The sequence below is a fragment of the Pseudomonas sp. genome (assembly GCF_049590575.1).
Taxonomy (GTDB): Bacteria; Pseudomonadota; Gammaproteobacteria; order Pseudomonadales; family Pseudomonadaceae; genus Aquipseudomonas.
The window spans coordinates 1-21,967 of the sequence record NZ_JBAWDE010000311.1; the positions used below are offsets into that span (position 1 = coordinate 1).

General features: G+C 60.1%; 30 protein-coding genes and 1 pseudogene. 11 read left to right on the forward strand and 20 right to left on the reverse strand.

What is annotated here, in order from left to right; genetic code table 11:
* The 3 genes and pseudogenes from WBR57_RS21845 to WBR57_RS21855 form a co-directional block, all read right to left on the reverse strand.
* A pseudogene (locus WBR57_RS21845) lies at nt 1-143 on the reverse strand (SOS response-associated peptidase); the annotation flags it as partial.
* Between the two features lie 36 nt (nt 144-179).
* Nucleotides 180-440: a putative signal transducing protein gene (locus tag WBR57_RS21850; protein WP_424086521.1), complete on the reverse strand. Its 261-nt coding sequence runs from the start codon at nt 438-440 to the stop codon at nt 180-182.
* 11 nt (nt 441-451) lie between these two features.
* Nucleotides 452-634: a CPXCG motif-containing cysteine-rich protein gene (locus WBR57_RS21855; protein ID WP_424086523.1), complete on the reverse strand. Its 183-nt coding sequence runs from the start codon at nt 632-634 to the stop codon at nt 452-454.
* Between the two features lie 132 nt (nt 635-766).
* Here WBR57_RS21855 and WBR57_RS21860 point away from each other — a divergent pair, with 132 nt between their 5' ends.
* Nucleotides 767-1,930: a 1-acyl-sn-glycerol-3-phosphate acyltransferase gene (locus WBR57_RS21860; protein ID WP_424086525.1), complete on the forward strand. Its 1,164-nt coding sequence runs from the start codon at nt 767-769 to the stop codon at nt 1,928-1,930.
* 121 nt (nt 1,931-2,051) lie between these two features.
* Here the strand turns inward: WBR57_RS21860 and WBR57_RS21865 are convergent, their stop codons facing one another.
* A complete protein-coding gene (locus tag WBR57_RS21865) occupies nt 2,052-2,309 on the reverse strand; it encodes a hypothetical protein (protein WP_424086527.1) in 258 nt (85 codons plus the stop codon).
* 182 nt (nt 2,310-2,491) lie between these two features.
* Between WBR57_RS21865 and WBR57_RS21870 the strand changes: the two genes are divergently transcribed.
* Nucleotides 2,492-2,701, forward strand: a complete 210-nt coding sequence (locus WBR57_RS21870; RefSeq protein ID WP_122539793.1) for a hypothetical protein — start codon at nt 2,492-2,494, stop codon at nt 2,699-2,701.
* A gap of 57 nt (nt 2,702-2,758) precedes the next feature.
* On the opposite strand, the gene WBR57_RS21875 is transcribed toward WBR57_RS21870, so the two are convergent.
* Nucleotides 2,759-3,343, reverse strand: a complete 585-nt coding sequence (locus tag WBR57_RS21875; protein ID WP_424086529.1) for a YajG family lipoprotein — start codon at nt 3,341-3,343, stop codon at nt 2,759-2,761.
* A 192-nt stretch (nt 3,344-3,535) separates the two neighbouring features.
* On the opposite strand from WBR57_RS21875, the gene WBR57_RS21880 reads away from it, so the two are divergent.
* The gene (locus WBR57_RS21880) at nt 3,536-3,769 is read left to right on the forward strand and encodes a hypothetical protein (protein WP_424086531.1); all 234 of its coding nucleotides are present in this window, start codon (nt 3,536-3,538) and stop codon (nt 3,767-3,769) included.
* Between the two features lie 8 nt (nt 3,770-3,777).
* On the opposite strand, the gene WBR57_RS21885 is transcribed toward WBR57_RS21880, so the two are convergent.
* Nucleotides 3,778-4,098, reverse strand: coding sequence for a hypothetical protein (locus WBR57_RS21885; RefSeq protein WP_424086533.1), 321 nt, complete (start codon nt 4,096-4,098; stop codon nt 3,778-3,780).
* A 395-nt stretch (nt 4,099-4,493) separates the two neighbouring features.
* Here WBR57_RS21885 and mqo point away from each other — a divergent pair, with 395 nt between their 5' ends.
* Entirely contained in the window at nt 4,494-6,002 is a 1,509-nt protein-coding gene (gene mqo / locus WBR57_RS21890; protein ID WP_424086535.1) for a malate dehydrogenase (quinone), read from the forward strand.
* 55 nt (nt 6,003-6,057) lie between these two features.
* Here mqo and WBR57_RS21895 read toward each other — a convergent pair whose 3' ends face one another.
* From WBR57_RS21895 to WBR57_RS21910, 4 genes are all read right to left on the reverse strand, one after another.
* Entirely contained in the window at nt 6,058-6,345 is a 288-nt protein-coding gene (locus WBR57_RS21895) for a PA4642 family protein (protein ID WP_424086537.1), read from the reverse strand.
* A 190-nt stretch (nt 6,346-6,535) separates the two neighbouring features.
* Complete coding sequence (locus tag WBR57_RS21900; protein WP_424086539.1) at nt 6,536-7,021, reverse strand: hypothetical protein; 486 nt, start codon at nt 7,019-7,021, stop codon at nt 6,536-6,538.
* A 35-nt stretch (nt 7,022-7,056) separates the two neighbouring features.
* Nucleotides 7,057-7,524, reverse strand: a complete 468-nt coding sequence (locus tag WBR57_RS21905; protein ID WP_424086540.1) for a WbuC family cupin fold metalloprotein — start codon at nt 7,522-7,524, stop codon at nt 7,057-7,059.
* Nucleotides 7,525-7,527: 3 nt separating this feature from the next.
* On the reverse strand, nt 7,528-8,085 hold the full coding sequence (locus WBR57_RS21910) for a hypoxanthine-guanine phosphoribosyltransferase (RefSeq protein WP_012722254.1): 558 nt from the start codon (nt 8,083-8,085) through the stop codon (nt 7,528-7,530).
* Between the two features lie 164 nt (nt 8,086-8,249).
* On the opposite strand from WBR57_RS21910, the gene upp reads away from it, so the two are divergent.
* The gene (gene upp, locus WBR57_RS21915; protein ID WP_424086542.1) at nt 8,250-8,888 is read left to right on the forward strand and encodes a uracil phosphoribosyltransferase; all 639 of its coding nucleotides are present in this window, start codon (nt 8,250-8,252) and stop codon (nt 8,886-8,888) included.
* A 2-nt stretch (nt 8,889-8,890) separates the two neighbouring features.
* Complete coding sequence (locus tag WBR57_RS21920) at nt 8,891-10,165, forward strand: uracil-xanthine permease family protein (protein WP_424086544.1); 1,275 nt, start codon at nt 8,891-8,893, stop codon at nt 10,163-10,165.
* A gap of 125 nt (nt 10,166-10,290) precedes the next feature.
* Here WBR57_RS21920 and hisC read toward each other — a convergent pair whose 3' ends face one another.
* The 10 genes from hisC to WBR57_RS21970 all read right to left on the reverse strand — a co-directional run bounded on the left by hisC (nt 10,291) and on the right by WBR57_RS21970 (nt 18,258).
* A complete protein-coding gene (gene hisC, locus WBR57_RS21925) occupies nt 10,291-11,343 on the reverse strand; it encodes a histidinol-phosphate transaminase (protein WP_424086546.1) in 1,053 nt (350 codons plus the stop codon).
* A 3-nt stretch (nt 11,344-11,346) separates the two neighbouring features.
* The gene (gene hisD, locus WBR57_RS21930) at nt 11,347-12,663 is read right to left on the reverse strand and encodes a histidinol dehydrogenase (RefSeq protein WP_424086548.1); all 1,317 of its coding nucleotides are present in this window, start codon (nt 12,661-12,663) and stop codon (nt 11,347-11,349) included.
* A gap of 128 nt (nt 12,664-12,791) precedes the next feature.
* Entirely contained in the window at nt 12,792-13,427 is a 636-nt protein-coding gene (hisG, locus tag WBR57_RS21935) for an ATP phosphoribosyltransferase (protein ID WP_027604802.1), read from the reverse strand.
* A gap of 154 nt (nt 13,428-13,581) precedes the next feature.
* On the reverse strand, nt 13,582-14,847 hold the full coding sequence (gene murA, locus WBR57_RS21940) for a UDP-N-acetylglucosamine 1-carboxyvinyltransferase (protein WP_424086550.1): 1,266 nt from the start codon (nt 14,845-14,847) through the stop codon (nt 13,582-13,584).
* 23 nt (nt 14,848-14,870) lie between these two features.
* On the reverse strand, nt 14,871-15,110 hold the full coding sequence (locus tag WBR57_RS21945) for a BolA family protein (protein ID WP_027604803.1): 240 nt from the start codon (nt 15,108-15,110) through the stop codon (nt 14,871-14,873).
* Between the two features lie 113 nt (nt 15,111-15,223).
* Nucleotides 15,224-15,529 (reverse strand): STAS domain-containing protein, encoded by a 306-nt coding sequence (locus WBR57_RS21950; RefSeq protein ID WP_424086553.1) that lies wholly within the window; start codon nt 15,527-15,529, stop codon nt 15,224-15,226.
* Nucleotides 15,526-16,173, reverse strand: coding sequence for an MlaC/ttg2D family ABC transporter substrate-binding protein (locus WBR57_RS21955; RefSeq protein WP_424086555.1), 648 nt, complete (start codon nt 16,171-16,173; stop codon nt 15,526-15,528). The genes WBR57_RS21950 and WBR57_RS21955 overlap by 4 nt, the downstream gene beginning before the upstream one ends.
* Before the next feature lie 11 nt (nt 16,174-16,184).
* Nucleotides 16,185-16,652 (reverse strand): outer membrane lipid asymmetry maintenance protein MlaD, encoded by a 468-nt coding sequence (gene mlaD, locus WBR57_RS21960; RefSeq protein ID WP_003171814.1) that lies wholly within the window; start codon nt 16,650-16,652, stop codon nt 16,185-16,187.
* Nucleotides 16,652-17,449: a lipid asymmetry maintenance ABC transporter permease subunit MlaE gene (gene mlaE, locus WBR57_RS21965; RefSeq protein ID WP_424086558.1), complete on the reverse strand. Its 798-nt coding sequence runs from the start codon at nt 17,447-17,449 to the stop codon at nt 16,652-16,654. The genes mlaD and mlaE overlap by 1 nt, the downstream gene beginning before the upstream one ends.
* Entirely contained in the window at nt 17,449-18,258 is an 810-nt protein-coding gene (locus tag WBR57_RS21970; protein ID WP_003171811.1) for an ATP-binding cassette domain-containing protein, read from the reverse strand. The genes mlaE and WBR57_RS21970 overlap by 1 nt, the downstream gene beginning before the upstream one ends.
* 298 nt (nt 18,259-18,556) lie before the next feature.
* Between WBR57_RS21970 and WBR57_RS21975 the strand changes: the two genes are divergently transcribed.
* The 5 genes from WBR57_RS21975 to lptB are packed head-to-tail and all read left to right on the forward strand — an operon-like array spanning nt 18,557 to nt 21,924.
* On the forward strand, nt 18,557-19,531 hold the full coding sequence (locus tag WBR57_RS21975) for a KpsF/GutQ family sugar-phosphate isomerase (protein WP_424086560.1): 975 nt from the start codon (nt 18,557-18,559) through the stop codon (nt 19,529-19,531).
* Nucleotides 19,532-20,056, forward strand: a complete 525-nt coding sequence (locus tag WBR57_RS21980) for a KdsC family phosphatase (RefSeq protein WP_034118123.1) — start codon at nt 19,532-19,534, stop codon at nt 20,054-20,056.
* Between the two features lie 8 nt (nt 20,057-20,064).
* Nucleotides 20,065-20,637: an LPS export ABC transporter periplasmic protein LptC gene (lptC, locus tag WBR57_RS21985; protein ID WP_122539810.1), complete on the forward strand. Its 573-nt coding sequence runs from the start codon at nt 20,065-20,067 to the stop codon at nt 20,635-20,637.
* Nucleotides 20,624-21,199, forward strand: a complete 576-nt coding sequence (lptA, locus tag WBR57_RS21990) for a lipopolysaccharide transport periplasmic protein LptA (RefSeq protein WP_122539811.1) — start codon at nt 20,624-20,626, stop codon at nt 21,197-21,199. The genes lptC and lptA overlap by 14 nt, the downstream gene beginning before the upstream one ends.
* Entirely contained in the window at nt 21,199-21,924 is a 726-nt protein-coding gene (lptB, locus tag WBR57_RS21995) for an LPS export ABC transporter ATP-binding protein (protein WP_003171806.1), read from the forward strand. Before lptA ends, lptB begins: the two co-directional genes overlap by 1 nt.
* The last annotated feature ends 43 nt before the right edge of the window (nt 21,925-21,967 follow it).

Genomic DNA, 21,967 nt, shown 5'->3' on the forward strand with positions numbered 1-21,967 from the left:
AGGGTGCGCTGGCCCGCGCTCTGGCGCTGGATCAGCACCGAATCATTCGGGGAGATGTTCCACTGGGCCTGCTGGTCGGCCGGAAAGCCCGGCAAGGCAGCAAAGGTGGGGTTCCAGCGAAACAGGGCATAACGTCCACACATGGGGCAACACGACTCTTGGGTAAACCGACCGACAGCCTAACAGACCAGCACGTCGGGGAAGCTGTCGGGTTCATCGCCGGGCAACGGCTGCGCACCATTGTAGGCAGTGATCAGCGCACGGGCATGCGCGGCCTGGTCGTTGTCGACTTCCAGCCCCAACAGGCCGAATATCGGCAGCTCACCGGTGCCGCCGAGCAAATGACGCCCCACCAGGTGCGCCTTGATGCCCTCGCTGGCAAGCATCTGCTGCAGCAACTCGCCTTCCATCAAGTTTTCAGGTTCATAGATTCGCTGCATCGGCGCACCTGTTATTCATTTTCGCTGCGGGTTTCCAGCATCCACTCATCACCGTGGACCTGCAGATGAAAAGTGATCGGTCGGCAACACACCTGACAGTCCTCTATATAATTCTGATCCCCACCGGACAAATCCACCGTTGTCTCGACCGCTTCACCACAATAAGGACAATCGTACGTCGCGTTTTCCAGCATCGCAGCCTCCAAGGTGACTTGTGCGTATAATCGCCGGTCTATTTACAGGGTTATCGTTCGGCCGAGTCCATTACTTTGGCCGCCCCTGGCATTTCCTTTACTTACCCTAGCCGTTTCTAACAAGAGAGCATGATGGGCGAATTCGATACCATCCGACCTTACAACGACAGCGAAGTCCCGGCAGTGCTGGCACGGCTGTTCAGTGACAAGGCCTTTCTGGACATCCTGACCCACTTCCGCTTCCCGCGCTTTGCCGGCGCCCTGGGCTGGCTGCTCAAGCCGATGATCGCCCGCAAACTGCGCCGTGAATTCGCCGGCGTCACCACCGTGGCCACGCTGCAGGACAAAGTCGAGTATTACGTCGACCACACCATTGACCGGGCGACCGACGGCGTGACCTACACCGGCGTAGAGCAGCTCAAGTCCGGCACCGCCTACCTGTTCCTGGCCAACCACCGCGATATCGTGATGGACCCGGCCTTCGTCAACTACGCCGTGTACCACGCCGGCCTGCCGACGCCGCGCATCGCCATTGGTGACAACCTGCTGCAAAAGCCGTTTGTCAGTGACCTGATGCGCCTGAACAAGAGCTTCATCGTGCACCGCTCGATCACCGGGCGAAAGGAAAAGATGGCGGCATTCAACCTGCTGTCGGCGTACATCAACCATTCGATCCGCAACGATTGCCAGTCCATCTGGATCGCCCAGGCTGAAGGTCGCGCCAAGAATGGGGACGACCGCACCGAGTCGGCGATCCTCAAGATGTTCCACGTCAGCCGCAAGGACGAGCCGTTCGCCGAGGTGATCCAGTCGCTGAACCTTACGCCGGTGTCGATCAGCTACGAGTACGACCCGTGCGATACGGCCAAAGCGCGCGAGCTGTATATCCGCGCCACCACCGGCACCTACGCCAAGGCGCCGGGCGAAGATGACGTGAGCATTGCCTTGGGCATCACCGGCTACAAGGGCCGGGTGCACATCAACTTCGCAGCGCCGATCACCGAACGCTTCGAAGACACCAAGCTGCTGGCGGTGGAAATGGACCGGCAGATTCTCGGCGGCTACCGGTTGTTCCCGGTGCATTACCTGGCCTACGCGCAGTGGGCCGACGCCGACCCGCAATTGCAGGTGCCGACGGCGGCCGAGGTGTTCCCGGCCGATGAGCTGGCCAAGGCGAAAGCGGAATGGGAGCGGCGCCTGCAGGAATGCCCGGCTGAGCACCGACCGTTCCTGGTGGTGCAATATGCAACGCCGGTGCGCAATCAGTACCGGGTCAAGGCCGGAATTCCGTTGTAACCAATGGTCAAAATGTGGGAGCGGGCTTGCTCGCGAAGGCAGATTGTCAGTTGATGGATACGTCGGCTGACATTACACATTCGCGAGCAAGCCCGCGCCCACAATTTGTTCTACGGTGTTTTTACAAGTGGGTGCTGAGCCAGGAAATGGCCAGCGCCAACCCAAGGCAGGCGAAACCGATGCGGTACGCCACGCGGTGCGCCCGTTCGGTGCGCACATCCAGAAACAGCATCGGCTGGTCGATGGCGCGCTCTTCACTTTGTGCGGCGAGCGCGGCCATTGCGCGCTGTTCGCGCAAGCGCGTGATAAACAGCAGCGCCGCACCTGGGCAAGCCACCGATAAAGCCAACAGATTGATCAACAGTGCGGGCAACGCCATCGTAAACCTCAAGAAAGCAGTGTCTTGGTATCACCCAGCTACAAGCCTGGACGATAGTGGCCTCCGGCGCCTTAAACGTTCCTTCCCCCATGAACGGCTAATGTATCCAGTAATTTACCGCGTCACCTGAACGTCACCTTAACAGGCCATTCTGTTGCCCTTCGAACGTTCGGGAGCTTGTCATGCTGCACGCGCACAACCAGGATCGGCTGTATCTGATTGCCCCCAGCGATGAGCAAGAGGCGCTGATCGGCGGCCTGGCCTTCAACGTCCAGGACCGCCACTGGCTGGTGTACTGCGCCCTTGGCGGGCACCAGCATGCGGACTTGCCGGAGGCCGATCTGTTGACGGGGGTCAGCATGCTGGACTTCTGTATCGACAGTGCCGCATGAAACTAAAGACGAAAAAAAGCCAGGCTCATCGCTGAGCCCGGCTGCTCTTGTTACCGGTTATTGCGAACTGAGCAACGAACCGATGCTTGGGTCTTTGAACAGGCGGGTCAATGCGTCACTCAGCACATCGCTGACCAGCTTGGTATTGGTTTCCTGGTTCGGCGACATGCCGAAGCGCTGGTTGAGCGACGCACCGTAGCGGCCGCTGTAGCGACGCGTGCCGGCGCTGACGTCGGACTTGAACGTCGCGCCAATCGAAGCTTCAGTCACGTACAGGCCGTCTTTGGGCGACTGGTACTTCAGCTCCGCCAGGGTGATGGTCAACTGAGGCGCGCCCGGCGAGTTGGCCGGGGTAAAGCCCAGCAGACGCACGGCGGCTTCAGCCTGGGCCTGCAGCTTGGGCAGTACGTCCTGAGCGTTGACCGAGACCAGCGCGGTTTCAGGGTAAAGGCCACCACGCGACCCCAATGTTGGCGACGGACGACCATCCACCACCCGTACCGACACCGGCTGACCATGGCCGACCGGGGCCAGCTGCGTGGTAATTTTCGGCTCAGGCGTGAGTTGTTGCGGGCTGTTGGCGCAGCCAACCAGGGTCAAGCTGGTCACAGTGATCAAACCGAACAACAGACGTTGCAACATGCTCTTCTCTCCAGAAATCAGGTACCGACAGGCCGGCAGTATAGCGGGGCGCCACTGCACGGAACTAGCGTCAGTTACAACCTGGGACCTGTTGCCTCGCAAGCGGTTCGATGTCACCCAGATGTCACAGCCTTTACATGGGCTCGTCATCCCGGGCAGGCATGCTTGACCCAATCTCAGGAGGTTATCGCCATGCATTTTTTCTGGTCGCTGTTTACCCGCAAGCCGGCCCTTCGCCAATTCGCCCGGCTCGATGCGCAAGGCCGCTGCCAGGCCTTCAAGGAGTGCTGCCAGCCTCCCGTCGGCGAAGGCTGGGTGGAAATCGAAGAAATCCGCCTGAGCTGGATGCACCACCCACTGCCGGCCAGTGCACGGGTAAGCCCACGCCCGGCAAGGTCGCTGCGCCACCAGCCGTTGGCCGCCTGACCGAATCGCTAATAAAAGTCATAAAACACGCCCATTTCCTTGGCGTTCTTCGCTACAATCTCCCCCCGATTATAAGGACGTCTCCTGATCGGGCCTCGCAGCATCGTTAATGCCTCGGTATTAACCCCCAGATCGCCCACAGAGAGCCGCCCACACAGATCGAGTGAAGCTGGCGTGCTTGCTGTTTTCTTTGCAAACCTCCCGTCTTTGCCGAATCTGCCAGAGCTGCCATTGCGCTCGGCCACTTGAGTTGTTTGCCCGTTTTGCCGCTTGCCGGCAGTGATTTCGGGCCAGGTGCCAGGCTGGGGCAGCCCTTTTTTGAGGTTCACGTCTTCAAAAGAGCGTGAAAAAACGGGTTTTCACAACTTCACAAGAGTGTGGCGAGCAAATGAATAGTTTGGCGTTTGTACAAGCACCATCAGCGTCTGGAACAGCCCAACCACACAGGACCGACTACTCCTCAAACACCGGAGCTTGAGCCTGTCCGCTACGGATTGATTGCACGAATCGCACGTTTTGACCATAAGTCGAATTGCCACAGGCGCCCATGAATGCGTTCATAGGCAGATTAGACCGGCAGGAAGCGTGTGCTGAAGTTGCAAAGAATTGCGAAACGGACATGGCGATCCTGGCCATGGGTAACCTGGGGCAACACGTGAACCGCCCCGTCACTCCTGGCAGCCATGCCGTCAATTTGGTGCTGCAGATTTTGGAGACGCGTTAAATGGCGCATAACGAAGCAGTCGACGTAGTACTGGTAGGGGCCGGCATCATGAGTGCCACCCTGGCCGTATTGCTCAAGGAGCTCGACCCCGGCCTCAAGCTGGAAGTCGTTGAGCTGATGGATTCGGGTGCCGCGGAGAGTTCCAACCCGTGGAACAACGCCGGCACCGGCCACGCCGGGCTGTGTGAGCTGAACTACACACCGCAGGCCGCCGATGGCTCCATCGACATCAAGAAAGCCGTGCATATCAACACCCAGTTCGAGGTGTCGAAACAATTCTGGGCGTACCTGACCAAAAAGGGCACCTTCGGCTCGTCCAAGTCCTTTATCAGCCCGGTGCCGCACCTGAGCTTCGTGCAGGGCGACAAAGGCGTGGCGTTCCTCAAGAAGCGCTTTGAAACCCTCAGCCAGCACCACGCGTTCTCGGACATGCACTACACCGAAGACCGCAACGAGATGGCCGAGTGGATGCCACTGATGATGCCGGGCCGCCCGCTTGACGAAAAAATCGCTGCCACCCGCGTCATGAACGGCACCGACGTCAATTTCGGCGCCCTGACCAACCAATTGCTCTCGCACCTGACCAGCGCGCCGGATGCTCAGGTCAAGTACAGCAAGCGCGTCACCGGCCTCAAGCGCAATGGCGCGGGCTGGACCGTGAGCATCAAGGACGTCAACAGCGGCAACAGCCGTGAAGTGGACGCCAAGTTCGTGTTCCTCGGCGCCGGTGGCGCGGCCCTGCCGCTGCTGCAAGCGTCGGGCATCGAGGAAAGCAAGGGTTTCGGCGGCTTCCCGGTCAGCGGCCAGTGGCTGCGTTGCGACAACCCGGAAGTGGTCAAGCACCACCAGGCCAAGGTCTACAGCCAGGCTGCCGTGGGTTCGCCACCGATGTCCGTGCCGCACCTGGACACCCGCGTGGTGGATGGCAAGAAATCCCTGCTGTTCGGGCCATACGCCGGCTTCACCACCAAGTTCCTCAAGCACGGCTCGTTCCTCGACCTGCCGATGTCGATCCGCGCCGGCAACATCGGCCCGATGCTGGCCGTGGCCCGCGACAACATGGACCTGACCAAGTACCTGGTCAGCGAAGTGCGCCAGTCCATGGAACAGCGCCTGGAATCCCTGCGTCGCTTCTACCCTGAAGCGAAAGCCGAAGACTGGCGCCTGGAAGTGGCCGGCCAACGCGTGCAGATCATCAAGAAAGACCCGAAAAAAGGCGGCGTGCTGCAATTCGGCACTGAGCTGGTCGCGGCCAAAGACGGCTCGCTGGCAGCCCTGCTGGGCGCGTCCCCAGGTGCTTCGGTGACCGTTTCGATCATGCTGGAACTGATCGAGCGCTGCTTCCCGGCCAAGGCTGCCGGCGAGTGGGCCGCCAAACTGCACGAGATCTTCCCGGCGCGCGAGAAGGTGCTGGAGACGGATGCCGAGCTGTACCGCAAGATCAACACGCAGAACAACATCAGCCTTGAGCTGGTGGAGCAAAGCAACGAGGCCGAAAGCTACGCTTGAGGCCTGGCTGCATAAAAAAAACGCCCCTCGGGGCGTTTTTTTATGGTCAGGATAATCAGCCGCGAGCGTTTTCGATCAGCTCGATGTACTCGTCCGCATGGCGCTGATCCTTGATCAGCTCGACGAAGGTCTGGCCATGCTCATCCTCGCCATCCAGGTCCAGGCCGGCTTCCTTGAAGAACCCCAGGAACCGCTCGAAGTCGTCGATACGCAAGCCACGGTAGGCCTTGATCAGTTTGTGCAGGGACGGTGAAGTCGCATCAACCGGCTCGAAGTCCAGGAACAACTTGATTTGATCGTCGCCGATCTCGTCGCCAATCACCTGTTTCTTATCTTTACGCATTACCGACTCCAGCCTGCAGACATTTACACGGGAAAGGAAGTCTACCTGCCAGACACCACCTTCGAAAACAACCAAACACTTATGTGGGAGCTGGCTTGCCTGCGATGGCGGTGCATCAGTGACAGTTGGGCCAACTGACCCGCCGCCATCGCAGGCAAGCCAGCTCCCACATTGACTGCATTCGGCTCAATTACTTCGCGCGAACGGCACCGGTATGCAGGTCCGCCCAGATATGCCCGTTGGCATAACTGAGGAACTGCACATACACCGTGTCATTGCGCAGCAGGTCGACAATCACCCGGTACTGGGCCAAGGGGTAAGACAACGTCAGGGTTTTACTGGCGTCGTCATACATCGGCTTTTTCAGGCTTTTGCTTTCGGCATCGAAGTTGAGCACCACCTGGGCAATGGTCGCGCCTTTGTTCAGGGGCTTGCCCTTGAGGCGGATCATCAGCGGCGAGGTCACCGGGATCGGTTGCTGGCTGGATTGGCGCTGATTACCCACCACCACCGCGTACTCGGTGACCTGCAACAGTTGCTGCTGGTCAGGCGCTTCAGCGCGCAGGCTCAGGTCGTCTGCCGGCAGGAACTGGCTGTGCATCGGCGCAGGCGCCGCAGCCAGTGGCAAACTGAGGGACAGCGCCAGGGCGGCGCAGGTGCGTATCAACAGGCTCATGGGCCGCTCCGTGAGAGATGGCCGAGCACTGTAGCTCAATCGAACTGGGCAAGCATCCAGCGTTGGTATTCGGCTACCCCCGCATCACCTTCACGCGGCGCCCAATCCGCCAACTCGCCCTCGCCCACCGGCCGATAAGGCCCGGCCTTGCATTCGAACATCACGGTATCGGGCTCCAGCACCACCAGGCCATGGAACACACCCGGCGCCAGATCGACGCCCGGGCAATCGCCACCTGCCTGCATCACGCGCTTGGCGATCACCTCACCGGTTTCGCTGAACACCAGCAAACCGAGGCGGCCCTTGAGCACCAACAGGGTTTCCGCCTTGTCCGCGCTCAGGTGCCGATGCGGCGGCACGTAGGTAGTGGGCTGCAGGCCGACGGCCAGGCGATGGCACGGCTCATCCATCTGATGGAAGTTGTGGTGGTGCCGGCCACGGGGGCTGGCGGCCGCTTTCTCGGCCAACTCGGTGAACAGCGTCTGATCAAGAAAGCGGGCCATGGCTTACATGCCTTTAACGGCGTAGATGCCGTTGGCGTTGCGCCAGTAGCCTTTGTAGTCCATGCCGTAGCCGAAGATGTAACGGTCGATGCACGGCAGGCCGACGAAATCGGCTTTCAGCTCCGGGCGCGCCTTGCGGTCGTGGTCTTTGTCGATCAGCACGGCGGTGTGCACTTTGCGCGCGCCGGCGTGTTTGCAGAAGTCGATGATCGCGCCCAGGGTGTGACCTTCATCGAGGATGTCGTCGATGATCAGCACATCACGGTCGATGAACGAGACTTCCGGCTTGGCTTTCCAGAACAGGTCGCCGCCGCTGGTTTCGTTGCGATAACGGGTGGCGTGCAGGTAGGACGCTTCCAGCGGGAATTGCAGGTGGGTCAGCAATTTGCCGGCGAAGATCAGGCCACCGTTCATCACGCAGAAAACCACCGGGTTGGTGTCGGCCATTTCGCGGGTGATGTGTGCGCCGACCTTGGCGATCGCCTCTTCGACTTGCGCTTCGGTGTACAGGCAGTCAGCCTCGCGCATGATTTGACGGATATGCTCGAGATCAGCGGACATGGCGCTCTCCAAGGGGGTGCTGTGGCAAGAAAAGCGGGCAAAGGTACGCATGTGAGGCGCAACGATCAAGCCTTAATGGACTAACGTACTAGATGTCTATAGGACAACACCCTCGGATAGATTAATCTAGGCCGGTTTTTTTGCCCGCCGCCGGAGCCTTTCCCATGCCCACTCGCGAGATCCGCCACCCGCTGATCCGACACAAACTCGGCCTTATGCGCCGTGCCGACATTAGCACGAAGAATTTCCGTGAGCTTGCTCAGGAAGTCGGAGCGCTGCTCACTTACGAAGCCACCAAGGATTTGCCCCTCGAAACCTACGATATCGAAGGTTGGGCCGGCACTGTCCAGGTCGAGAAAATCGCCGGTAAGAAAATCACCGTAGTGCCGATCCTGCGCGCCGGTATCGGCATGCTCGAAGGCGTGCTCAGCCTGATTCCGGGCGCCAAAGTCAGCGCCGTCGGCGTGGCCCGCAACGAAGAAACGTTGCAGGCGCACACCTACCTGGAAAAACTCGTCCCGGAAATCAACGAGCGCCTGGCGATGATCATCGACCCGATGCTCGCCACCGGCAGCTCCATGGTTGCGACCATCGACCTGCTGAAAAAAGCCGGCTGCAAAGACATCCGCGCCATGGTGCTGGTTGCCGCGCCCGAAGGCATCGCCGCCGTCGAGCAGGCCCACCCGGATGTGCAGATCTACACCGCATCCATCGATGAGCGCCTGAACGAACACGGCTACATCATCCCAGGCCTGGGCGATGCCGGTGACAAGATCTTCGGCACCAAGCAGAAGGACGCGTGAACATGCAGGATGAATTCAACGACCCGCTTTGGCGCCAGATCCTGTCTGGCGCACAGATGCTCTTCGTAGCATTTGGCGCGCTGGTGTTGATGCCGCTGATCACCGGTCTTGATCCAAACGTCGCGCTGTTTACCGCAGGTCTGGGCACACTGTTGTTCCAAGTGGTAACAGGGCGGCAGGTGCCGGTCTTTCTCGCGTCGAGCTTTGCCTTCATCACCCCGATCATCCTCGCCAAGGGCCAGTTCGGCCTCGCGGCGACCATGGGCGGGGTGATGGCGGCGGGTTTTGTTTATACCTTCCTCGGCCTGGCCGTGAAGATCAAAGGCACCGGGTTTATCGACCGGCTGCTGCCGCCGGTGGTGATCGGCCCGGTGATCATTTCCATCGGCCTGGCCATGGCGCCGATCGCCGCCAACATGGCGATGGGCAAGTCCGGCGATGGCGCCGAGCTGATTCATTACCAGACGGCGATGCTGATCTCGATGCCGGCGCTGCTGACCACCTTGGTCGTGGCGGTGTTCGGCAAAGGCATCTTCCGCCTGGTGCCGATCATCTCCGGCGTGCTGGTGGGCTTTGCCATGTCGTTCTACTTTGGTGTAGTCGACACGGCGAAGATCGCTGCAGCCCCCTGGTTTGCCCTGCCCCACTTCACCGCGCCGGAATTCAACTGGCAGGCGATCCTGTTTATCGTCCCGGTGGCCCTGGCCCCGGCGATTGAACATATCGGCGGTGTGATTGCGGTCGGCAGCGTGACCGGGCGCGACTACCTGAAGAAGCCTGGCCTGCACCGCACCTTGCTGGGTGACGGGATCGCCACCACGGCCGCCGGCCTGTTTGGCGGCCCGCCGAACACCACCTACGCCGAAGTCACTGGCGCAGTGATGCTGACCAAGAACTACAACCCGAAAATCATGACCTGGGCGGCGGTGTTTGCCATCAGCCTGGCGTTTATCGGCAAGTTCGGCGCACTGCTGCAGAGCATCCCGGTGCCGGTGATGGGCGGGATTCTGTGCCTGCTGTTCGGCTCGATTGCCGCTGTGGGCATGAACACGCTGATCCGCCACAAGATCGACTTGGGCGAGGCGCGCAATCTGGTGATTGTGTCGGTGACCCTGGTGTTCGGGATTGGCGGCGTGCTGGTGGGTACCGGCACCGGCCCGGATGATTTCGGCCTGAAGGGCATCGCCCTGTGTGCGGTGGTAGCGATTGGTTTGAACCTGCTGCTGCCGGGCAATGATGGCTGGAAAAACAAGAAGCCGGATGAGCCGCTGCTTTAATTAACACCGCAAAACCAAATGTGGGAAGGGGCTTGCCCCCGATGACGGAGTGTCAGTCGACATCTAATCGACTGAACCACCGCAATCGGGGGCAAGCCCCCTCCCACAATTTTTTTCAGCGACTGTTAAAGCTCGCCCAACGCATCAATCAGCGCCTGGTTCTGCTCCGGCGTACCGATGCTGATCCGCAGGAACTGGGCAATCCGCTCCTGCTTGAAGTGCCGCACGATCACACCCTGCTCACGCAGCTTGGCCGCCAGGCCGGCTGCATCGTGCCGTGGGTGACGCGCAAAGATGAAGTTCGCCGCGGAAGGCAACACTTCAAAGCCTTTGCCCTCCAGTTGTGCAACCACCGTGTTGCGGCTGTCGATCACTAACTGGCAGGTCTTCTCGAAATACTCACGGTCCTCGAACGCCGCCGCCGCGCCAACAATCGCCAGGCGATCCAGCGGGTAAGAGTTGAAGCTGTTCTTGACCCGCTCCAGCGCCTCGATCAGGTCCGGGTGGCCCACGGCCAGGCCCACGCGCAAACCGGCCAGTGAGCGCGATTTAGAGAGGGTCTGGGTCACCAGCAGGTTCGGGTAGCGGTCCACCAGGCTGATAGCGGTTTCGCCGCCGAAGTCGATATAAGCCTCATCGACGACGACTACCGAATCCGGGCTGGCCTTGAGGATCTGCTCCACTGCGTCCAGCGCCAGTACGCAACCGGTTGGCGCATTCGGGTTGGGGAAAATGATCCCGCCGTTGGGCTTGGCGTAGTCGGCGACACGGATCTGGAACTGCTCGTCCAATGGCACCGGGTTGGACTTGATGCCATACAAGCCGCAGTAAACCGGATAGAAGCTGTAGCTGATGTCCGGAAACAGCAGCGGCAAGTCGTGCTGGAACAGGCCGTGGAAGATGTGCGCCAGGACTTCATCCGAACCGTTGCCGAGGAACACCTTGCCGGCGTCGACGCCGTAATACTTGGCCACCGCCTGCTTGAGCAGGTCGCTGTTGGGGTCCGGGTACAGGCGCAGGTTATCGTTCAACTCAGCCTGCATCGCCGCCAGCGCTTTGGGCGACGGGCCGTAGGGGTTTTCATTGGTGTTGAGCTTGACCAGTTTGGTCAGCTTCGGCTGCTCGCCGGGCACGTAAGGCACGAGGTCCTTGACGAAGGGGCTCCAGAATTTGCTCATGCCTTACTCTCCCTTGACGATGCGATATTCGGCGCTGCGGGCGTGCGCGCTCAGCGATTCACCACGGGCCAGCACCGAGGCGGTCTTGCCCAGTTCGGAGGCGCCTTCCGGCGAGCAGAAGATGATCGACGAACGCTTCTGGAAGTCATACACCCCCAACGGCGACGAGAAACGCGCGGTGCCGGAGGTCGGCAGCACGTGGTTCGGGCCGGCACAGTAGTCACCCAGGGCTTCGCTGGTGTGGCGCCCCATGAAGATGGCACCGGCGTGGCGAATCGACGGCAGCCAGGTTTGCGGGTCGGCCACCGACAACTCCAGGTGCTCCGGGGCGATTCGGTTGGCGACTTCGATGGCCTGCTCCATGTCGCGCACCAGGATCAGCGCGCCACGGCCATTGATCGACTTCTCGATGATCTCGGCACGGTCCATGGTCGGCAGCAGCTTGTCGATGCTCGCGGCGACTTTGTCGAGGAACTCGGCATCCGGGCTGACCAGGATCGCCTGGGCGTCTTCGTCGTGTTCGGCCTGGGAGAACAAGTCCATGGCAATCCAGTCCGGGTCAGTCTGGCCGTCGCATACCACGAGGATTTCCGACGGGCCGGCGATCATGTCGATACCAACCTGGCCAAACACGTGGCGCTTGGCGGTCGCGACATAGATGTTGCCTGGGCCGACGACCTTGTCGACCTTCGGCACGCTTTCAGTGCCGTAGGCCAGGGCTGCCACCGCTTGCGCGCCACCGATGGTGAACACGCGGTCAACCCCGGCGATGCACGCGGCTGCCAGTACCAGCTCGTTGATTTCACCGCGCGGGGTCGGCACCACCATGACCACTTCGGTCACGCCCGCCACCTTGGCCGGGATCGCGTTCATCAACACCGACGACGGGTACGAGGCTTTGCCGCCCGGTACGTAAAGGCCCGCGCGGTCGAGCGGCGTGACCTTCTGGCCCAACACGGTGCCGTCGGCCTCGGTGTAGCTCCAGGAGTCCTGCTTCTGTTTTTCGTGATAGCTGCGCACGCGGGCTGCCGCCACTTCCAGGGCTTCGCGCTGCGGCGCGGTGATGCGCGTCAGGGCCAGCTCCAGGCGTTCGCGGGGCAGGATCAGGTCCGACATGGACTTGACGTCCAGGCCATCGAACTGGCGGGTGAAGTCCACCAGCGCTGCGTCACCGCGCTCGCGCACGGCCTTGATGATGTCGAGCACCCGCTGGTTGACCGAATCGTCGGACACGCTTTCCCAGCTCAGCAGATGATCCAGATGATCGGCGAAATCCGGGTCGGCAGCGTTGAGTCGGGCAATTGCAGTGGACGTGGTCATAGCGAGGGCCTCAATAGAATTGGCAAAAACTCAGGCGCCCTAAACTAGCAGTCGTTTCCGCTTGGGCACCTGAGAATTCTGGCTATGAGGCGGATAGACGGGCGCAGCTTTTCAGCTACGCGGATGGGTCAACCGCGGTGTCGAGACTCCACTGCTTGGCGCAGGGTATCGATCAACGCCTGGATACGGGCGTGCTGCATCTTCATCGAAGCTTTGTTGACGATCAGGCGGGAGCTGATGTCAGCGATGAAATCCTGGGGCTCCAGACCGTTGGCGCGCAGGGTGTTGCCGGTGTCGACCACGTCGATGATCTTGTCGGCCAGGCCGATCAGCGGGGCCAGCTCCATCGAGCCGTAGAGCTTGATGATATCGACCTGGCGACCTTGCTCGGCATAGTAGCGCTTGGCGACATTGACGAACTTGGTGGCCACGCGCAGGCGGCCCTTGGGCTCGACATCACCGACACGGCCGGCGGTCATCAGTTTGCACAGGGCAATGCGCAGGTCCAGCGGTTCGTACAGGCCCTGGCCACCGTACTCCATCAGCACGTCTTTACCGGCAACGCCGAGGTCGGCCGCACCATGTTCAACGTAGGTCGGCACGTCGGTAGCCCGCACGATCAACAGGCGAACGTCGTCCTGGGTCGTGGGGATGATCAGCTTGCGGCTCTTGTCCGGATTCTCGGTCGGCACGATGCCCGCTTCAGCCAGAAGCGGCAAAGTGTCGTCAAGGATGCGGCCCTTGGACAGTGCGATGGTCAACATGGGAAACGTCAGTCCTTCATCAGGCTATTGCGGTCCGGTCGCAAACGGCGCCAGACACAGATCGAGGCCATTACAGCCTCGATTTGAAACAAATCCTTTTACAGCAAACTGTGGCGAGGGAGCTGGCTCCCTCGCCACAATCACAGCGCGGGGGTCAGCCCGGTACGCGGCGGATTTTCGCGCCGAGCATCTGCAGTTTTTCTTCGATGCACTCGTAGCCACGGTCGATGTGGTAGATGCGGTCGATCAAGGTGTCACCTTCAGCGCACAGCGCCGAAATCACCAGGCTGGCAGAAGCACGCAGGTCGGTTGCCATCACTGGCGCGCCCTTCAGCTTGTCGATACCGGTCACGATGGCAGTGTTGCCTTCGACCTGGATCTTGGCGCCCATGCGGTGCAGTTCGTACACGTGCATGAAGCGGTTTTCGAAGATGGTCTCGATCACGGCACCGGTGCCTTCGGCAATCGCATTCAGGGAGATGAACTGCGCTTGCATGTCGGTCGGGAATGCCGGGTATGGAGCGGTGCGCACGTTAACGGCTTTTGGCCGCTTGCCGTGCATGTTCAGCTCGATCCAGTCGGCACCGGTGGTGATTTCAGCACCGGCTTCCTTGAGTTTTTCCAGCACAGCTTCAAGGATTGTCGGGTCGGTGTCCTTGACCTTGACGCGACCACCGGTGACGGCAGCAGCCACCAGGTAGGTGCCGGTCTCGATACGGTCCGGCATCACTTTGTAAGTGGCCGAGTGCAGCCGCTTCACGCCATCAATGGTGATGGTGTCGGTGCCGGCGCCGGTGATGTTGGCGCCCATGGCGATCAGGAAATTGGCCAGGTCGACCACTTCCGGCTCGCGCGCGGCGTTTTGCAGCACGCTGCGGCCGTTGGCCAGGGCAGCGGCCATCATGATGTTCTCGGTACCGGTCACGCTGACGGTATCAAAGAAGAAGTTGGCACCACGCAGGCCGCCTTCCGGCGCCTTGGCCTTGATGTAGCCGCCTTCGACGTCGATGGTTGCGCCCATGGCCTCAAGGCCACGGATGTGCAGGTCGACCGGGCGCGAGCCGATGGCGCAACCGCCAGGCAGGGCTACTTCGGCTTCACCGAAACGGGCAACCATCGGGCCGAGCACCAGGATCGAGGCACGCATGGTTTTCACCAATTCGTACGGAGCGATCAGGGTCTTGATGGTGCGCGGGTCGATTTCGACAGCCAGCTTCTCGTCGATGACCGGCTCGATGCCCATGCGACCGAACAGCTCGATCATCGTGGTGATGTCGTGCAAGTGCGGCAGGTTGGCCACGGTCACCGGGCCATCGCACAGCAGGGTCGCTGCCAGGATCGGCAGGGCGGAGTTTTTCGCACCGGAAATGCGGATCTCGCCATCAAGGCGGCCACCGCCGGTAATAATCAATTTATCCATAAGAATCTCGACGCCTTGGGGGCTCAGGTGCGCTCGGCCCAGGCCGCGCGGCTGAAAAATTTCATAGTGACCGCGTGGATGCTGCCATCGGTGATCCACGGGTTCAAATGGGCATAGATCTGCTGTTGACGCTTGACCGGGCTGAGTGCCGCCAGTTCATCGCTAATCACATTCAGCTGGAAGTTGCAGCCTTCGCCTTCAACTTCTACGTTCGTATCCGGCAGCTTTCCTTCAAGGAAGCTCTTAACTTCTAGGGCCTGCATGCTCAACCTCTATCGGCGCCCAGTGCGCACGGGTCGCACATCATACAAAAAAGCCCCGCGCCTGCGAACCCCGCATAGCAGGACTCTGACGGGGGGCTTCTGAATAACGTGTATTAAGGATGCGCCAACAGCTCGGTCAAACCGGAAACTTCGGCAATTTCGCGCATGTCTTCGGGCAATGCGCGGATGCTCACCGGCTTTCTGGCCGCCTGGGCATCGCGCATGAAGCACAGCAGCAACGACAGGCCGACGCTGCTGGACTTGGTCACCGCAGAGCAATCCAGCACCAGCGAAGGCGCGGTGCTGGTCTTGATCAGTGCCTGACCCTGCGTGCGCAGGTCAGGCCCGGTGCGGTAATCCAGCACGCCGCTGATCAACAACTCGCCGGCTTCGCCAAGACGAACAGCCGACTCGGTCATTGCGCAGGCTTCCCGGCAGCTTTGTCGGTTTCTTCCTTGGCCTTGGCCACTTCACCGGCCCAACCATTGATGGTTTTGTCCAGGTCGTTGCCATTGCGCTGCATCGCATCAGCGAACTGATCACGGAACAGCTTGCCGATGTTGATGCCGTTGATGATCACGTTACGCAGCTTCCACTCGCCGTTGATCTTCTCGAGCGTGTACTGCACAGGGTAAACGGCGCCGTTAGTGCCCTTGACGGTCATGTTGACGCTGGTGCGATCACCCGACTCGTCCCCGGCAGGGGCGACGGTAATGCCCTGGTTGTTGTACTCCAGCAAGGCGTTGCCGTAGAACTGGAACAGGCCCTTCTTGAAGTTTTCCTGGAACGTTTTCATCTGCGCAGGCGTGGCCTTGCGCGAATACTTGACCGTCATGATGCTGCGGGAAATGCCTTCGGCATCGACCACTGGCCCCACGATAGTGTTCAAGGCGTCGTAAAACTTACTCGGGTCTTGCTTGTACTGCTCTTTGTTGGCAGTCAGGTCAGCCAACATCTTGTTGGTCGTGTCCTGCACCAGATCGTGCGCAGAACCCGCCGCGTTGGCCATCATCGGCAGTGCTGCCAGCAGCACCAGGAGGCCACGTCGCAAGGTAGAGATCATGAACAGATTCCTCATTTGGCGTCTTTATTGACCGTATTGAGCAGGAATTTACCGATCAAGTCTTCAAGCACCAGCGACGACTGTGTGTCGTGGATTGTAGAACCATCCTTGAGCAGGGCTGTTTCCCCACCCACGCTGACGCCGATGTACTTCTCGCCCAGCAACCCCGCAGTGAGGATAGATGCAGTGGAGTCGGTCGGCAGATTATCTACCTTCTTGTCCAATTGCATGGTCACTCTCCCGGTGAAGCTGTCGCGGTCCAGATCGATTGCCGTGACCTTGCCGATCGTTACACCGGCCATGGTCACTTTAGCTCTGACAGTCAAACCGGCGATATTGTCGAAGTACGCGTAAAGTTTATAAGTATCGGCGGTGGGGCTGGCCGACAGACCACTGACTCGCAGGGCCAGCAACAGTAAAGCCAGGATGCCAGCCAGCAAGAAAAGGCCGACACCGATTTCCACAGTGCGGTTTTGCATCAGAAATCTCCAAACATCAAGGCGGTCAAAATGAAGTCAAGGCCCAGTACCGCCAGCGAGGCGTACACAACGGTCTTGGTGGTGGCGCGACTGATCCCTTCTGAAGTGGGCTCACAGTCGTAGCCTTGGAATACGGCGATCCAGGTCACTACAAAGGCAAAGACGATGCTCTTTATGATGCCGTTGAGCACGTCACCGCTGAAGGTCACGCTGTTTTGCATGTTGCCCCAGTACGAGCCGTCGTAGACGCCCAACCAGTCAACCGCCACCCACGAGCCGCCCCAGATACCCACCACGCTGAAAATCATCGCCAGCAGTGGCAGGGAAATGAAGCCGGCCCAGAGGCGCGGGGCAACAATGTATTTGAGTGGGTCCACGCCGATCATTTCCAGGCTGGACAACTGCTCGGTGGACTTCATGTTGCCGATTTCGGCAGTCAGCGCAGAACCGGCGCGACCGGCGAACAGCAAGGCGGTGACCACCGGCCCGAGTTCACGCAGCAGCGTCAGGGCGACCATCTGCCCCACCGCCTGCTCCGAACCGTAGCTGGAGAGAATATTGAAACCCTGCAACGCCAGCACCATGCCGATGAAAATCCCGGAAACCACGATAATCACCAGGGACATGACGCCGACCGAGTGCAGCTGTTTGATCAGCAGCCCAAAACCGCCACCGATCCCACCGCGACCCAGCAACGCGTGAAACAGGAAAATCGTCGAACGCCCCAGCACTTCGACCAGGTCGATGCCGGAGCGACCGAAAAGGCGAACCTTTTCGATAAGAGATGTCTTGCGCATCAGCGCTTCCCCAGAAGATCTGAGCGGTAATCCGCTGCCGGAAAGTGAAAAGGCACCGGGCCATCGGGATCGCCAGTCATGAATTGGCGAATGCGCGGGTTGTCTGCGTTCATCAGTTCTTCAGGCGTGCCCTGGCCCAGCACCTGGCCATCACCGACGACATAGAGGTAGTCGGCGATACTGGCGGTTTCTGCAAGGTCATGGGAAACAACGATGCTGGTGATCCCCAATGCATCGTTGAGCAGGCGGATCAGGCGCACCAGCACGCCCATGGCGATCGGGTCCTGGCCAACGAAAGGCTCGTCGTACATGAGGATCTGCGGGTCGAGGGCAATCGCGCGCGCCAGGGCGACCCGGCGCTTCATACCGCCGGACAGCTCGTCTGGCATCAGGTCGATGGCACCGCGAAGGCCGACGGCCTGCAATTTCAGCAACACAATGTCACGAATCATTTCATCGGACAGCTGGGTATGCACCCGCAGCGGGAAGGCCACGTTTTCGAAAACGTCGAGGTCGGTGAACAACGCACCGCTCTGGAACAGCACACCCATGTGCTTGCGCGCATCGAACAGATCGCTGCGCGACAGCGTCGGCAGGTTCTGGCCATTGACCCACACTTCGCCGGCACTGGGCCGCAATTGCATGCCCATCAGGCGCAACAGGGTGGTCTTGCCGCAACCGGAAGGCCCCATGATGCCCGTGACCTTGCCGCGGGGAATGCGGATATCGACGTTATTGAAGATGCTGCGCGTCCCGCGCTTGAAGGTCAGTCCCTTCAGCTCGACCGCGTAGGCGTTATCGGCACTCATCTAAACTCCTTGGGATGCAGCCTCTCACTCAGACACCACGCTTGCGACAAACGTTTGCAACAATTGCGCAATAGATAGCCACATGGGCTGGGCGGACCGAACTGGCGGCGAACTATATCACCGCTGGTACAACGCGCCCAAGGCCGGAACTGCGCTTGTTCAGATTGAGGACAGGGAAAAAACGCGGCTGAGCACCAATCTCAGGCGCTGGCAGAATAAAGCCTGACGAACTTGCGTGAGGGAATTGATCATTACCGCTATAATCGCCGACTTTTCGTCAGGCTATACGATTTCAGACATGAGCCAATCCAGCGACCTTATTCAATCCGCACAACGCACCATCCGCCTAGAGCTTGAAGCCGTAGAAGGCTTGCTGGCCCATATCGACGCGGATTTCGTACGCGCCTGCGAGATGATTCTGGCCAGCAAGGGCCGCGTTGTCGTGGTCGGCATGGGCAAGTCGGGCCACGTCGGCAACAAGATCGCCGCCACATTGGCGAGCACTGGCACCACGGCTTTTTTTGTGCACCCGGCCGAAGCCAGCCACGGCGACATGGGCATGATCACCAAGGATGACATCATCCTTGCCCTATCGAATTCCGGCACCACCAACGAAATCGTGACCCTGCTGCCGCTGATCAAGCGCCTGGGCATCCAGATGATCAGCGTGACCGGCAACCCGGAATCGACGCTGGCCAAGGCCGCCGAAGTGAACCTGAATGTTCACGTGGCCCACGAAGCCTGCCCATTGAACCTGGCGCCGACCTCCTCCACCACCGCAGCCCTGGTCATGGGCGACGCCTTGGCCGTGGCACTGCTGGAGGCCCGTGGTTTTACCGCCGAAGACTTCGCATTTTCCCACCCAGGTGGGGCACTGGGACGCCGCCTGCTGCTCAAAGTGGAAAATGTCATGCATTCGGGCGAGGAATTGCCCCACGTCCAGCGCGGCACTTTGCTGAAAGACGCATTGATGGAAATGACCCGCAAGGGCCTGGGCATGACCGTGATCCTGGAAGCCGACGGGCGCCTGGCCGGGGTCTTCACCGACGGCGACTTGCGCCGCACCCTGGACCGCACCATCGATATCCACACCGCGACCATCGATGCGGTGATGACCCCACACGGCAAGACTGCTCGCCCCGAAATGCTGGCTGCCGAAGCCTTGAAGATCATGGAAGACCACAAGATTGGCGCGCTGGTGGTGGTCGATGGCAACGACTACCCGATTGGCGCCCTGAATATGCACGACTTGCTGCGTGCAGGAGTGATGTAAATGACCAGCGACCTGTTGCAACGCGGCAAAAACATCAAGTTGGCAATTTTCGACGTTGACGGCGTGCTGACCGATGGCCGCCTGTACTTCCTCGAAGACGGCAGCGAATTCAAGACGTTCAACACCCTCGACGGCCAGGGCATCAAGATGCTGATGGCTGCGGGTGTGCAAACCGCGATTATCAGCGGCAGAAAAACCCCGGTTGTGGAACGTCGCGCACAAAACCTGGGGATTCCTCACCTGTATCAGGGCCGCGAGGATAAACTGGTGGTGCTGGACGAGCTTCTTGGCCAACTCAACCTAAGCTATGAGCAGGTCGCCTACCTGGGCGATGACCTGCCTGACCTGCCGGTCATTCGCCGAGTCGGCCTGGGCATGGCCGTCGCCAATGCTGCAGCATTTGTGCGCGAGCATGCCCATGGCATTACCACTGCGCGTGGCGGCGAAGGTGCCGCCCGCGAGTTCTGCGAGCTGATTCTGCGTGCCCAGGGCAGCCTTGAAGCGGCCCACGCCGCCTACTTATAGAGCGTTTTATGCTGAGCAAAAAGATTCGCAACTTCCTGCTATTCGGAGTCATCGCCGCGCTGTTCCTGGCGGTGGGCTACTGGAATATCAGCCCGGAGCGCTTTCTCGACCAGCCTGCTGCGCAGGTTGACGAAGGGGCTATCGACTATTACGCCACCAACGCCAAAAGCATACAGTTCCTGCCCGATGGCAAGGTGCAGTACGAGATGACGTCGGACAAGGTCGAGCATTTGAAGGCCACCGAAGTCACCCTGCTGACCAACCCGGACATGAACATCTACCGCGGCACCGAGTTCCCCTGGCACGTCACCAGCAAGCGTGGCGAGGTCAACCCGGACGGCACCGAGGTAGAGCTGATTGACTCGGTACGCGTTGCGCGCACCGACGCAAAAAACCGCGACACGGTGATTACCAGCAGTCGCATGACCGTATTCCCGCAGAAGCAATATGCGCAGACCGAGCAAAACGTTAGAATCGACGGCGCTGGCGGTGTATCGACTGGCAAGGGAATGAAAGCGTATTTGAAAGAAAGCAGGATACACCTGCTATCGAACGTAAGAGGACAGTATGAGGCTCGTTAAAACTCTCCCTATTTTGCTCGGCCTGGGCGCAGTACTGGGAAGCGTGAGCGCCTGGGCTCTGCCGAACGATAGCCAGCAACCGATCCACATCTCGGCTGACGATGCGCAACTGGATGACAAGCAAGGCGTCGCTACCTATACCGGCGGCGTGATCATCACCCAGGGCTCGATGAAAATCACCGGCAACACGGTGACACTCACCCGCACTCAGCAGGGCGACATCGACGTTGTGACTTCGGTGGGCAACCTGGCTTATTTCGAGCAGCAGCAGTCGGCGGCCGATACCGGCAAGATGAAGGGCTACGGCCGGACCATCCAGTATCACGCGCAGCAGAACCGCATTGTCCTGATCGACGAGGCCAAGGTGCTCAGCCCCGATGGCAACTCCACGGAAGGTGAGAAAATCACCTATGACACCGTGAAACAGGTCGCCAACGCTGGTCGTGCCACTGGCAGCAAGCTCAACACGCCTCGTCCACGTATCGATATGGTTATCCAGCCGAAGAAGAAAGACGGCGCTGCCCAGCCTGCGCCTAAACCCGATGCGAAGAAGGCGAACTGATGGCAACCCTGAAAGCCCAGCACCTGGCCAAGGCTTATAAAAGCCGTCAGGTCGTGCGCGACGTCAGCCTGTCGATCGACAGCGGCCAGATCGTCGGCTTGCTTGGCCCCAACGGCGCCGGCAAGACTACCTGCTTCTATATGATCGTCGGCCTGGTCCAGGCGGATCAGGGTCGCGTGCTGATCGATGACCTGGACGTGAGCCACCAGCCGATGCACGGCCGTGCCCGCGCCGGTATCGGCTATCTTCCGCAGGAAGCGTCGATCTTCCGCAAACTGTCGGTCGCCGACAACATCATGGCCATCCTCGAGACCCGCAAGGAACTCGACCGCGACGGCCGCCGCAAGGAACTGGAAAGCCTGCTGCAGGAATTCCACATCAACCACATTCGCGACAACCTGGGCATGAGCTTATCCGGTGGTGAGCGCCGTCGTGTGGAGATTGCCCGGGCCCTGGCGACTGCGCCCAAGTTCATCCTGCTGGACGAACCGTTTGCCGGCGTCGACCCGATCTCGGTCGGCGACATCAAGCAGATCATCCACCACCTCAAGGCCAAGGGCATTGGCGTGCTGATCACTGATCACAACGTCCGTGAGACCCTCGATATCTGCGAAACCGCGTATATCGTCAACGATGGCCAACTGATTGCCGAAGGCGACTCTGCCACCATCCTGGCCAACGAACTGGTCAAGGAAGTGTATCTGGGTCACGAGTTCCGCCTGTAAGCCTGCCTGTAGAAACTGGCGGTGGCAGGTCGTTTGCCCTGAG